Below are 13,273 nucleotides of genomic sequence, written 5' to 3'. Positions count from 1 at the left end.
CCGAAACAAAATTCACGCGGAATTTTGACCTTTTGGAAAAGCATGCCCCCCGTTGGAAAAACATGCCCAATGCGGTGACAGCTGTGGACGATTGCCGCGTTGTCGTCGCAAGTCCGCCGGCACAACCCATCAGCCCGGCGCGAATTCTCCGCCGCGCCGCCGGCGCCGGTAGCCGATCGCATAGAGGATGAAGGCAAGCACCGCGAACACGGCAAACCCCGGCTGGGCAAGCACCCAGGCGATGCCGCCATCCCATATCACCGGATTGACCTTGGCGCGCACGAAGGTCTCGAAGGCCGCGCGGGTGTCGGGCGAAACCGCCAGCCAGCTCGAATTCAGCGGCGTCATGACCAATGCGGAAGCCGCCACCGAGCGCGTCGCGTCGAGCACGGCCATGATGACGGCGACCGAGAGTGCGATCATGGCCGCGAGGCGAAACAAAAAACGCAACATCGAAAAATCTTCCCCGATCCTCAAGTTCCTCCCGAGGACCTTCCGGTCAAGGCGAGGAATAGAATGCGCACGCCCGGCGTGCAATCACCATACACGAATTTGAAGCCTATCGCCCGCCTATATGGCCACCTTTCGGCTCCGCCGATGGACGAGCCAGACGCCAAGGACGCCGCCGCCAATGGCCCCGACCACCAGCCCGGCAAGGCCGATGAACACCGCGAAGTAGCCGCAGCCGCCTTCGAAACAGCTGATGTCGGTGGCTTCGGCGATCCCCGCGCCGAGCGCGAAGCCGGCGACGGCGCCGACGACGGCGCCGAGGGTGATGCCGGCCAGCGCGGCGACGATCGAACTAAAGGCTGACGGTGCCTGCGCTTCCGGCCTTGCATAAAAGGCCTTGGCCTCGTCGCGGCGGCGCAGCAGGTAAATGCAAAACAGGCCGATGACGATTTCGGTGGCGGCGATCGCAAGCTCCCTGGCGGAGACGGTGAAATCGGGCACGGTCAGCGCATAGACCTGCTCGGCCAGCCGCCAGGCGATGGTGGTGATCTGCCAGATGGTGAAATGACGCGGAAAGCGCGCGGAACGGCTTAAGGCGAGGCCGAGCAGATAAAGCCCCCACACGATGGTGACGATGTCGAAGGCCAGTCCGCCAAGCACGAAATAGAAGACCCTGTCCGGTAGGCCGGAACTCTCGAACAGCCACCGCGCCGAGACCAGCCAGTAGACCGACCATGCCATCACGAAGAGGAGCCAGACCACGGGCACGAAGGACAGCCCGCTGTCCGGACGCCCTGCGGGCGTCAGCCCGCCTGGCATGCCTCCGGCCGGCGTTCCGCTGGCCGGCTGTTCATTGCTCGATGTCATGTCGGACGATGCCCCCCGCAAAGCCTCCGCCGCACTCGACAGGTGGCGAGGGGCGAAGTCAAGCGCGGCCGGCCCTGCCGCCTTGCCCGTGCACACCATTCAGAACCGAAGCGCCTTAGAAGCGGAGCCGTTCAACGCCCCGCGAAACGATGCATGGCCGGCAAAGCGAATAGACTGCCGTTATGGCTTGGCATTCGGCGCCGGATCGACTAGATGAGCCCCGCGCCTGTTTGATTGACGGGCGCCGGGAAGGGCATCCGCTGGTTGGCGGTGTCCATCAAGCGGGTCTTCCCGCAAATCCCAAAGGGATGCATCTCCCCAACCCGCGTGGCAAAACCGGCCGGCGCGAATGCAAGGACGGAGAGGTGGCCGAGTGGTTGAAGGCGCACGCCTGGAAAGTGTGTTTACGGGAGACCGTAACGCGGGTTCGAATCCCGCTCTCTCCGCCATTATCAAGCCAATGAAACCGCCTGCGATTTCCCACCCAGCGGGTGCGGCTGACTTTATTTCACATGCTCGCCCTGGGTTCATGGCGGATTGCGGCTTGCTCGCGAAGCCAGGCGCAGAAATGCCGCGGAGCCATGCGGCGGTCGTCGTCACCTGGTCCGCCAGAGTTTCAAAGGCGTAGCGCCGAACCTCTGTCTTCACTCTTCGTGCCCCATCTGTCACCGTCGCAACCAACGCGGTAGTGCCGCCTGGTGCGATCTCAGGTCGCAGATGAGGTAATTCCATGAATTATAACGATATCGACCTCAATCTATTGCGGGTCTTTGACGTGATGATGCGGGAAAGGAGCGTCACGCGGGCGGCTACCGAATTAGGCAGAACACAATCCGCTGTAAGCCACTCCCTGTCGAAGCTTCGGTATCTATTGCAGGATGAATTGTTCACCAGAGATGGCGGCGAGATGCGGCCGACTCCCCGGGCAGTTGAGCTGCTGTCGAATATTTCCGCCGCACTCGCAACGATCCGCGCATCGATCGACCGGCATCAGATCTTCAATCCAGCAACGACGCGGCGCAACTTTCGCGTTGGACTTACAGATTATCATGCCATGGTTTTCATCCCGGGCCTCATTCGAGAATTTTCCAGGCAAGCTCCTGGCGCGACGCTGAACGTCATTCCCGCAAACGGACCCGAAATCGGTTCATCGGTCTATCTGAGACAAGTTGACTGCGCGCTGACGGGAGCAGCGATACGCGACGACCCAGGTCTCTTGAAGGTGGAGCTTGGCCAGGACCGATTGTTTTGCGCAGTGTGGAGCGGAAGCAAGATCGCCAGAAGCGCAATGACGCTGGAAACCTATCTGGCCAGTTCCCACCTCCAGATTTCCGCAGATGGCCTGGCGGAAGGCCTCGCGGATGCCGCCCTCAAACAGATGGGTCTTCGCCGCAATGTCGTTGCGACCATCTCGAACTATCCGGTGCTGCCCTGGGCGCTTCGCGGCACTGAACTGATTACCCATTGCGGTGATGCCATCCTGCAAATGCTGGATGAGAGGAGTGAGGTGACGTTGGTCCCGCCACCCCTTCCGATAGCGAATGTGAATGCCTGGCTTATTGTTCACCGCCAGATGGCGAATGACCCGGGAACCAGGTGGCTCCGGGAAATCATCGTGGGAATCTACAACGAATCGCGGAGCAAGAGACACCAAGGCACCGTCGGAGCACCGGGGTCGGCCGTAAAATAGGTCGCGCGCGCTGCTTCACCACTCAACCGCTTTTCAGCTGGGAGTGCTTCGCAACTATGAGCAGCGCTCATTTTCACCATGAGAACAATCGATTTGACGAATACTTGGGCTGGAGAGCACATTCCCTTCAACAATAACAGGGGAATGCCGAAATGAGATCAACGTTCAAGGGCCTACTTGCCCTCGCCATCGCGTGCACCGCCTCCTCGGCGTGGTCCGCAACCCTCGATAATGTCAAGAAAAATGGCGTGCTGACCTGTGGCACGAATTCGGCCACGGCTGGCTTCAGCCTTCCCGACAATGAAGGCAAATGGACCGGATTTGTCGTCGATTATTGTCGCGCCGTGGCCGCTGCCGTGCTCGGGGACGCGCAAAAGGTCAAGTTCATCCCATTGACGCCAAAGGATCGCTTCACCGCCTTGCAGTCGGGAGAGATCGACATTCTCGCCCACAACGCAACCTGGACATCGTCCCGCGATACGTCGCTAGGCATACTGTTTGCCGGCACGTATTTCTATGACGGCCAGGGGTTCATGGTGCGCAAGGCGGACAATATCACGTCAGCCAAGGGACTTGACGGCGCATCGATATGCGTCACCCAGGGCACCACGACCGAGTTGAACCTTGCCGACTATTTTCGCTCGCAGTCGATCAAGTACACGACGGTTGGTTTCGCAGACGAGGAAGCTGTAGTGAAGGCTTATGAGGAGGGACGTTGCGACGTCTTGTCCGCAGACACCTCCACCTTGAACGCGTCGCGGCTTCGCATGGCCAAGCCGGACGACAGCATTGTTCTTCCCGAGCTGATCTCCAAGGAGCCGCTTGGCCCGGCCGTGCGGCAGGGTGACGACCAGTGGCTCAATGTGGCGAAGTGGACGCTCTACGTCATGGTGGCCGCGGAGGAATACGGGGTCACCTCCAAGAACGTCGATGCCATGAAATCGTCGGACAACCCCAGCATCCGCCGCTTGCTTGGCGTGGACGGCAGCATAGGCAAGGACATCGGGCTCGGCGATAACTGGCCGGTCGAGGTGATCAAGCAGGTCGGCAATTACGGCGAAGTGTTTGATCGCAATGTCGGCAAGGATTCGCCGCTGAAAATGGAGCGCGGCATGAACGCGCTCTGGAACCAAGGCGGCGTTCAATACGCTCCGCCGATCCGCTAACGCATGTCGCTCAAAAATGGCCCCGGTTTTGAGACACGACATGCATAACGAAGACCCTAAAGCGCGTCGCCTGAGTCCGTTCAATGGCGACGCGCTTTAGGCAAAGGCATGGTTGCAAGGCGCTGGCGTGTTACCGTCAGCGCCTTGCACGGACCCGATAGGAACAGCCCATGTCCCATTTGTCGCTTCCCGCGCCGTCGCGCAGGAGGTTGTCGCTGCACGATACGAAGGTGCGGGGCATCTTCTACCAGCTCTTGCTCGCCGGCTGCCTGCTGGCCTTGGCCCTGGGCATCGGCATGCAGACTGCATCGAATATGCGGGTCCGGGGGATTCCGCTCTCATTCGACTTTTGGAATGAGTCTGCCGGCTTCGACATCAATCAAACCCTGATACCGTACGATGCATTGTCCAGCTACGGTCAGGCGTTCTGGGTGGGAGTGGCCAACACCCTCTACGTCAGTCTCCTCGCAATCCTGTTTGCGACCTTGCTTGGCTTCGTCATCGGCGTTGCCCGCCTGTCGCCGAACTGGATCGTTTCGAAGGTGGCGACCGCCTATGTCGAGCTTGTGCGCAATGTTCCGTTATTGCTGCAGCTGCTGTTCTGGTACAACGCCGTCCTCAAGCCGTTGCCCTCGCCGAAGGCGTCCATCGCCATTCCCGGCGGCATCTACCTCAACAATCGCGGCCTCATCGTTCCGGAGATTCATCTGCATCCGGGAGCGGGGCTGGTGGGCTTGGCATTCGTTGCGGCCATTTCCTGCTGCGTTGCATTCTGGTTTCGCGCCAGGAGCGTCCAGAGACGGACGGGCAGGCAGCTGCCGGTGCTTCTGGTCAGTCTGGCGACCTTGATAGGATTTCCGTTGGTCCTTTTCCTGGCGGCTGGCGAGCCGGTCTCGTTCGTCGCCCCGCAGCTACGGGGTTTCAATTTTCAAGGCGGGCATCAGCTCTATCCGGAGTTTGCCGCTCTCCTGATCGGTCTGTCGGTCTACACCGGTTCATACATCGCCGAGATCGTGCGAGGTGGAATCCAGGCAGTGCCAAAGGGCCAGACCGAGGCTGCGCATGCGCTGGGGCTGGCGCCGGGCAAGACGCTTCGTCTGGTCGTCGTTCCCCAGGCGCTGCGCATCATCATTCCCCCTTTGACAAGCCAGTATCTCAATCTCATCAAGAACTCGTCGCTTGCCGTGTTCATCGGCTATCCCGACCTCGTTCAGATCTTTGCAGGCACGGTGCTCAACCAGACCGGAGCCGCCGTCCAGGTCATGGCGATTACCCTGTCGGTCTATCTCGTTATCTCCCTTGCCACGTCATTGGCCATGAACGCGTGTAACCGACATTTTGCAATCGTTGAAAGGTGACGGATGAGCGATCAGTCCATGCGTTCGCCAGTTGACGTCAGCGCGCTCATACCAGCCATGGCGCCTCCCGCGGACGTTCGACCGGGTCCAGTGAGCTGGATGAAAAAGAACCTGTTTTCGACGCCGTCTTCAGGCGCGCTGACAATATGCTTTGTCCTCCTAGCCGCGTGGCTGCTGCATCACTTCCTGAGCTTTGCGATCTTCAACGCGGTCTGGAGCGGCGGCCATGAAGCTTGCCGTGCGAACAGCCAGGGGGCTTGCTGGCCTTTCATCGCCGAGAAGTTCGACTACCTGCGATACGGCGCGTATCCGGTTTCCGAGCGGTGGCGCGTGGACCTTGCGCAGGCGATCGGCGCCATCCTCATCGTTTGGCTCCTGTGGACGAAGGCTCCGCGGCGCAAAGTGGCGGCGTTGCTGTTCTTCCTCGTCTACCCCGTGGCCGCGTTCGTTCTCGTGCGCGGCGTTGCCTGGCTTCATTTGCCTGTCATCGATACGACGCTCTGGGGCGGTCTCTTGATCACGTTGCTGATGTCGATCGTGGGTATCGTCTTCTCGCTACCGATCGGGGTTATCCTGGCGCTTGGGCGCAGGTCGGAACTCCCTTTCGTCAAGACGGTTTGCGTCACGTTCATCGAAGTCGTCCGCGGCGTGCCGTTTATCACAGTGTTGTTCATGGCGAACTTCATGATGCCGCTCTTCGTCCCGGATTATCTGACACCTGATCGTCTGTTGCGCCCGCTCATCCCGATAGCGTTGTTCTCGTCCGCCTATATGGCCGAGGTCGTGAGAGCCGGCCTTCAGGCGATCCCGAAGGGCCAACACGAAGCGGCCAAGGCGCTCGGGATCGGCTACTTCGACATGATGCGCCTGATCGTCCTCCCTCAGGCGTTGACGATCGTCATACCGAGTATCGTCTCGACCTTCATCGGTCTGTTCAAAGACACGACTCTGGTCGCCGTCGTCGGCATCGCGGATTTTCTGAAGGCCGTCGAAACGGCGCGCGTCGATCCGAACTGGGCAGGCCCGACGATCTCATCAACCGGCTACCTCTTTGCGGGGCTGGTCTACTGGAGCTTTTGCTTCGGCATGTCGCGTTACTCGCAATCTATGGAGCGCCAATTGGCGCGTGGCCACAAATCCTAGGAGGCGCTGATGATGCCGCAAGCAATGCCCGCGGCAAGGTGACTATCAAATGGCTTGTGCAGACACGCCCGCATCGGCGCTTGGGCAACGACATATCGCGGGAATAGATTTCGACCAGATCCACGACCGTCAGCAGTTCGGATCCGTCAAATGGGCCAACCAGTGGGACGAGTTCTCTCCCCAGGTCGAGGGCCAGGACCTGCTGTCGCTGTGGACGGCGGATATGGACTTCCGCGCTCCGGAAACCGTCATCGCGCGACTGCGCGAGGCCGCGGAGCATGGCATTTACGGCTACACACGCCGCGATCCGCGCCACTATGAGATCGTGCAATCGTGGTTCGCGCACCGGCACAACTGGTCGCCGAAACTGGAGAACTTGCTTCCCGCGCCGGCGATCATGCCGTCCGTGGCTGCGATACTGCGAACCTTCACCAAGCCCGGTGACTGCGTCATTGTGCAGTCGCCCGTGTACTCGCCCTATTTCGAAGTGGTTCAGGGAAACGGCCGCGTTCTCCTTACGAACCGGCTGAGGCTGCAGAACAACAGATATGAGCTCGATCTCGAGGATTTCGAGAAACTGGCGGCCGGCGGCGCCAAGGCATTCCTGCTGTGCAATCCTCACAACCCTGCCGGAATGGCCTGGACACGCGAAGAATTGGCGGCGCTCAACGACATCTGCGAGCGTCATGGAATCCTGGTGATATCCGACGACATTCACTGCGACATAAGGTTGTCGGATCGTCCTCACATCGTCTTCTCCTCCATCTCGGAAGATGCTGCGGAGAAATCGTTCATCTGCACCGCTCCAACGAAGACTTTCAATCTTGCCGGGGTTCCTTCGGCAACGATTTCGGTAGCCAGCAAAAAGCGCCGCGAGGCGCTTCTTGCCGCAATGCAGGCGTCATTCATGGTGAATGCGAACTTTTTCGGCCGCCTGGCCCTGGAGGTTGCTTACAGCAGCGGCGCGCCGTGGCTCGACCAACTCACGCGCTACATCGCCGGCAACATCGATCTGGTTTGCGAGTTCGCCGGTGAACACCTTCCAGGCATCACGCCCATGCGGCCCGACGCATCGTTTCTGGTGTGGTTGGATGCGTGCGCGCTCGATCGCCGAGTGGGTGGAATTCAGAAATTCTTTGTCGATCGGGCCGGGGTTAATCTCTATGACGGCCGCGTCTATGGGCCTGGCGGCGAAGGCTTCATTCGCCTGAATGTCGGCTGCCCGCGTCCTCTGTTGCGCCAAGGACTGGAGCGCATGTCCAGCGCGCTGGCATCCCTGTGATCGACCGCCAGGGTGCTTCGGATGCGAGCCTGGTACTTGATGCCGGCAGCCGGTAAGGAAACGTCCAGGGCCGACGAGCCGGATGACCGCAAGTCCGGATTCCATAGACCTCGGCAGCCTTGCCGGCCCGACCCTCAAGCCAAGGTCGACATGTCCATCTCGATCGCCGCTACCATTTCACAGCGAACCCGAGTTTGGCGCCCAGGGCATGGCTGTCGCCAAAATCCTTGAGGCTTGTCCGCGCTGTCCCTTCTCCGAAGACGGCGTAGCGACCGTCCGCCCAGCTCAGCGAGCCACCAAGGCCGACACCGCCCCACAGCGCCTGATTTTCGCTGACCAGTTTCGTGCCAGACACATCGACATCATTTCCGTCGAGGAAGTCGTAGTAAAGGTTGCCGAGCCCGTAAATGTGCGTGCGGCTGACTTGCCCCGCATCGTCCACCCACTGGTCTTCATAGTCCGCGGAGAGGCCGAGGCGGCCGACGAGACTGTTGCTGCTGCCGGGCGACACGACGGCGCCAAACGGGTCGGTGAACGCGTCGAAGTCGACCGAGGAATAGGCAAGCTGGGCCTGCGGCGTCAGCGACCAGTTGCCGTTGAGGGCGATCTTCTGTCCGGCCTCCACGCTCAGCCCGTAGCCGAAACCGTTGTTGCCGTCCGCAAGCGTGGTGCTTAGCGTGGCCGACCGGATGTCACTGTCATACCATGTCGCCTCAGCCTGCGCGTCGACGTAGAAGCCACCGCTGCCGAACCAGGTGAGCGTGCTGCCGACGCCGTAGCCGGTGGCAGCGATCGACCCTGCCCCGAAGATCGAGGAGACGTCCGACGACGCGGTTCCGTAGTGGGCCGTAATCCCTCCGATCAGGGTACCGGCGTCGCTTTCGTGCAGCAGGCCATCGACGCCGGCCTGCAGCTTCCAGGTGGTCACGTCATAGTTCGTGCCGGAGGTCGACGTCTCCGGCTTGATCTCGGCATGGGCAGCTTCGATGCGCGCCCATATCGCCTTGCCGTCGACCGAGCCCTGGCCTGGCAGGTCCGCACCTTGCGGCGTAGCACCCTCGCCCCACGACCGATTGCCAATGCGTTGCTGCATGGTGCCCAGTTCATTGAAGGCCTGCAGCACCCCTTCATAGGCCTCGTACAGAGGCACGCCGGGCGAATAGAGCGGCTGCGGATCGGGATCGCCGTTGACCAGGGCCGAGCGCAGATACCAATCGCCATCGGCCGGTGTGCTGACGCCGTTCTTGTAGAGCCTGTATGCGTAGGCGCCCGCGACGACCGCTGCATCGTCTTCGAAGGTATAATTGCCGTCGAGCGAGAAGCTGCCGTTTGAGACGCCGCCGACGTCGACGATCTTGATGCCTCCGACCGTTTGGGCGCCCGACCCGCCGAAATTGACGACCTGAAGGGTACCCGTCCCTGACGTGTTGCCGGCGATCACCAGCATGTCTGTCGGCGAACCGTCACCACCGAGCGCAGCGTTGAGAACGACGGCGCCGCTATTGCCGACATAGTCGCCGCTTACGGTAAGTGTGTCGCCTGGGACGCCACCCGCGATGCGCACCGTTCCGGCGTTGCTCAGCCCCGCAATCGTCTGGGACGTGCCGGCAAGATCGAGCGTGGCGCCCGAGGCGACGGAAAACTGCGAGGAGGAACTGAACGCGTTCGCAGCGCCCGCGGCAAGCGTGCCGCCGCTGACCGTAGTGGCGCCGGTAAAGCCTGAGTTGTCCAACGCAAGCAGCAGCGTGCCTTGGCCGTCCTTGATGAACGTACCGGCGCCCGAGAGCACGCCGGCATAGCTGGCGGAGGCGACTTGGTCGAATGTGAAGGAGGCGCCGGCGCCGATCGCGACATCGCCACCGAAGCGCTCGGCTGCCGAGACGAGGCCGCCTTGATTGACGGTCCAGTCCAGCAGCGACGTGCCTGACAGCGTCAGCACGCCGGCGCCATCCTTCATCATTGCGCCGGTGCCGGAGATATCGCCGGCGAAGCTGGCGTCCGCCGCCTGGTCGAACACGACAGTGCCGGAATTGCCGATGTCGCCACGAATCGAGGTTGCATCGCCGACCAGCGTGCCAGCGCTGACCAACGTGTTGCCGCCATAGCTGTTCGTTCCCGTAAGCGTCAGCGTGCCGGCGCCGGTCTTGGCAAGGCTGCCAGCGCCAGAGATCGCACCGGACAAGGTCAGGTCGGCCACAGTGTCGAAGGTGCCGCCGGCCGACGAAAGCGTGACGTCGCGCGCCGAGCTGAACGCCGCTGTGTTGCGCAGCGTCCCGCCGGAGAGCGTCAGGCCGCCAGCGGCAACGCCGAGATTGTTGTCGGCTGAAACAGATAGCACGCCGCCCAGGACGGTGGTGCCGCCCGTGTAGGTGTTGGCGCCGGACAGCACCAGCGTGCCCGCATCGGTCTTGGTCAGGCTGCTGGTCCCGGTTAGCACGGAGGCGATGGTGGCGGTGTAACCTGCTCCGGCCACCGTGCCGTCGCCGACCCGAATGATGCTCTCGCCGCCAGCGCCATCAAGCGTGATGGCGTCGCCTTCGATGCGGTAGCCATCGGCGGCGAATTGCATGCCCGTAATCGCAAGCGCGCCGGCGCTGCCGTCGGCGATGACGGTGCCGCCGAGCGTCTGGAAGATGGCGAAGCCGGGCTGCGGCTTCATCGCGCCAGTTACCAGGCCGGTGCTCGTCGTCCAGTTCAGGCTTGTCGCCGTCCACGTGCCGTTGCCGCCGTCGACCAGATCATTGTTGGCATTGCCGGCCGCGTCACCATCCCAGAAGAGCAAGTCGGTGCCGACGCTGCTGACGAGATTGACCTGGTTGGCGACGGAGGTCTGCACCGTCAGGTCGGCGGCCGTGACACCGGCCGGCAGATTGCCGAGCTCGAGACCATTGTCGGTGAGTGCGCCGCCATAATTGATTAGCCGGTAGACGCCAGGCCCGAAGCCGCCGACATCGGTGATGTTGAGGCTGCCGTCCAGCGTCAGCGCGCCGGTCACCTCGATCAGGTCGTTGACACCGCCGCCGACAATGCCCGCCTGGCCGAGCTCGTAGTCGAGCATAGAACCGGAGCTCAGGCTGAGCGATCCGACCGTAAGCGTGCCAGGGCTGGACCCCGGCGCCAGCACACCGCCATCGGCGACGATCACCGCGCCGCCGATCGAGCCGGAGCCGCCCAGCGTGCCGCCGCTGTTGACCGTCGTTTCGGTGCTGCCGAGCGAGCCCTCGACGATAAGCTTGCCGCTGTCGACGGTGGTGCGGCCGGAATAGGTACTGTCGCCCTTGAGCACCAGGGTGCCGGCGCCCTCCTTGTAGACGCCGCCCACGCCGGTCAGCTCGCCATTCGCGGTCAGCGTCGTACCCGCCGCCGCGCGGAAGTAGCCATAGGCGGAAGTGAGCTTGACATCGCGGCTCATGGCGAAGCTTGCTGTCGTGCCGAGTTCGCCGCCGTCGAGTGTCAGCAGGCCCGTAGCGGCACCCAGATTCTGGTCCGACGCGACCGAGATGCTTTTGCCGGTCCCGACCTTGGTGCCGCCGCTGTGGGTGTTGGCACCGGTCAGCGTCAGCGTGCCGAAGCCTTCGATGTCGACGCTGCCCGAGCCGGAGATATTTCCGCCTAAGGTGTGGGGGCCGAGGTCGAGAAACGAGACAGCGCCGTTGTCCAGGATGTCGCCACGGATCGCCACGGTGTTGCCGGCAAGCGTTCCTGCATTGACGATGTTGCCACCCGTATAGCTGTTGGACAAATTGGTGACGTTGAGCGTGCCGGCGCCGCTCTTGACCAGTGTGCCGGTGCCGGTCACCTGGCCTGACACGTCCAACTGCGTGCCTGCCACCGTGTCGAACCCGCCGGTCGAATTGATCAGGACATTGCGATTGGTGGCGAAGCTGGTGGTCGTGCGCAACGTGCCGCCGTCGAAGGTCAAGCCGCCCGAGAGGGCGCCCAGATTGTTGTCACTCGAAATTTGCAGGGTCCCGCCGGACAAGGTCCAAGGCGTGACGGCAGTTGTCGTCCCCGTTAGGGTCCAGGTGCTGTTTCCGGTTTTCTCGTAGAACCCAAACCCGTCATATTTGGCGCCAGCGCCGATCTGCGACACACCGAAACTGGCGCTGATATCGCCACCCAGCTTGAATGTATCCGCGGCGCTGAAAGCGACCACATTGCCTATGATGGTGGAGCCGGCCTGAATCTCCAGCGAATTGACGCCGCCGGTGAGCTGGATGGCTTTGCCGGCTGCCGGCGTTCCGCCACCGGTGCCGACGGCACCGCCGCTGATCGTACCCGCATTGATGACCGCGATGTTGGCGCCCTTGATCCCTGCGGCGCCATCGCCGCCTGCCAAGGAGCCCTGACCGCCACTGCCGCCAACGATCGTCGCACCTAGCTTGTTGATGACGGTTCCACCTGAAAGCAGCAGAACAGCGGCGCCACCGTCCCCACCGCCGCCGAGAACTGTTCTTCCACCGGCACCCCCGAGCAGATTCCCGCTGTTCTGGATTGTCCCGCCGCCCATCAGGACGATGGCAGCTGCGCCGCCGCCACCACCTGCTTGGACCCCAATTGTGGAAAGACTCGTGCCGCCGGTAACGCTGCCGCCCGCCTCTACAAACACGTTTGCGGACGAGAATATGCCGACGCCGCCACCACCGCTGCCGCTGTTGCCATTGGTCCCACCTCGGCCGCCAGTGCCACCACTCACCGATCCTGTGCCAGTGACTGTAACGTCGGCCGTGGCACTGACGCCCACACCGCCACCGCCACCGCCGCCGCTCCTGACGACGCCATTCGTGCCAGGGGAGCCCAAAGCGCCGGCCCCGCCGCTGATGCTGGTTGCAATGGTCCCGTCTGTCGAGATGACCAGACCCGTAGCACCAGTGGCACCGGCAACGCCATTTGGGTTGTTGGCTGTCCCACTTACCGCTCCCGATCCTCCTGGCGCCCCGTCACCCGTCGTGAGGTCAATGCCGCCACCACCGCCACCAGCGGTCGCGCCATTGGCGGCATTCTGACCCGTGGCACTCGCGAGCGCGCCGTCAACGCCACCTTGTCCAGCGCCTGCGCTGCTACCATTGCCGCCATCGGCCCGAGCCGGCGCGGCGCTCAGCGCAAGGGCAACAGTTAGGATCGTCAAGGCGGAAGTGCCGGAGCGAAGCGACACGACTTGCGGCAAGCGCGCGAGATGCAAAACCCAAAACCCATCACGCGCAATCCGCTCCGCCATGCCTCAGCTCCCTGATTCCTGAGTGCGCGAAGGCAGCATGAAAGCTATTCGCCCGCAAGAAGTTTATAGTCGTGAGAGCTACCAAGAAGCTAACGGTGA

At 62.3% G+C, this 13,273-nt stretch carries 8 protein-coding genes and 1 tRNA gene; 6 read left to right on the top strand and 3 right to left on the bottom strand.

Annotated elements, in window-relative coordinates; genetic code table 11:
• Positions 1-129: 129 nt before the first annotated feature.
• Entirely contained in the window at positions 130-453 is a 324-nt protein-coding gene (locus NL532_RS08985; RefSeq protein ID WP_023744152.1) for a hypothetical protein, read from the bottom strand.
• 117 nt (positions 454-570) lie between these two features.
• Positions 571-1,317, bottom strand: a complete 747-nt coding sequence (locus tag NL532_RS08980) for a hypothetical protein (RefSeq protein ID WP_023751358.1) — start codon at positions 1,315-1,317, stop codon at positions 571-573.
• A gap of 359 nt (positions 1,318-1,676) precedes the next feature.
• Between NL532_RS08980 and NL532_RS08975 the strand changes: the two genes are divergently transcribed.
• From NL532_RS08975 to NL532_RS08950, 6 genes are all read left to right on the top strand, one after another.
• Positions 1,677-1,766: transfer RNA gene (locus NL532_RS08975), tRNA-Ser, on the top strand.
• 281 nt (positions 1,767-2,047) lie between these two features.
• Positions 2,048-3,007, top strand: coding sequence for a LysR family transcriptional regulator (locus NL532_RS08970; protein ID WP_023686474.1), 960 nt, complete (start codon positions 2,048-2,050; stop codon positions 3,005-3,007).
• 152 nt (positions 3,008-3,159) lie between these two features.
• The gene (locus NL532_RS08965) at positions 3,160-4,173 is read left to right on the top strand and encodes an amino acid ABC transporter substrate-binding protein (RefSeq protein ID WP_023686475.1); all 1,014 of its coding nucleotides are present in this window, start codon (positions 3,160-3,162) and stop codon (positions 4,171-4,173) included.
• A 170-nt stretch (positions 4,174-4,343) separates the two neighbouring features.
• Positions 4,344-5,531: an amino acid ABC transporter permease gene (locus NL532_RS08960; RefSeq protein ID WP_023733528.1), complete on the top strand. Its 1,188-nt coding sequence runs from the start codon at positions 4,344-4,346 to the stop codon at positions 5,529-5,531.
• 18 nt (positions 5,532-5,549) lie between these two features.
• The gene (locus NL532_RS08955; RefSeq protein ID WP_031202666.1) at positions 5,550-6,674 is read left to right on the top strand and encodes an amino acid ABC transporter permease; all 1,125 of its coding nucleotides are present in this window, start codon (positions 5,550-5,552) and stop codon (positions 6,672-6,674) included.
• Between the two features lie 49 nt (positions 6,675-6,723).
• Positions 6,724-7,956, top strand: coding sequence for a MalY/PatB family protein (locus NL532_RS08950; protein ID WP_050586810.1), 1,233 nt, complete (start codon positions 6,724-6,726; stop codon positions 7,954-7,956).
• Between the two features lie 169 nt (positions 7,957-8,125).
• Here the strand turns inward: NL532_RS08950 and NL532_RS08945 are convergent, their stop codons facing one another.
• Positions 8,126-13,084 carry an autotransporter outer membrane beta-barrel domain-containing protein gene (locus NL532_RS08945; protein ID WP_196813818.1) on the bottom strand — a complete coding sequence of 1,653 codons (4,959 nt, stop codon included), beginning with the start codon at positions 13,082-13,084 and terminating at the stop codon, positions 8,126-8,128.
• Between the last annotated feature and the right edge of the window lie 189 nt (positions 13,085-13,273).

Origin of the sequence: Mesorhizobium sp. C120A, assembly GCF_030323105.1 — a bacterium.
Taxonomy (GTDB): Bacteria; Pseudomonadota; Alphaproteobacteria; order Rhizobiales; family Rhizobiaceae; genus Mesorhizobium.
This window is presented reverse-complemented; position numbering and strand designations above follow the sequence as displayed.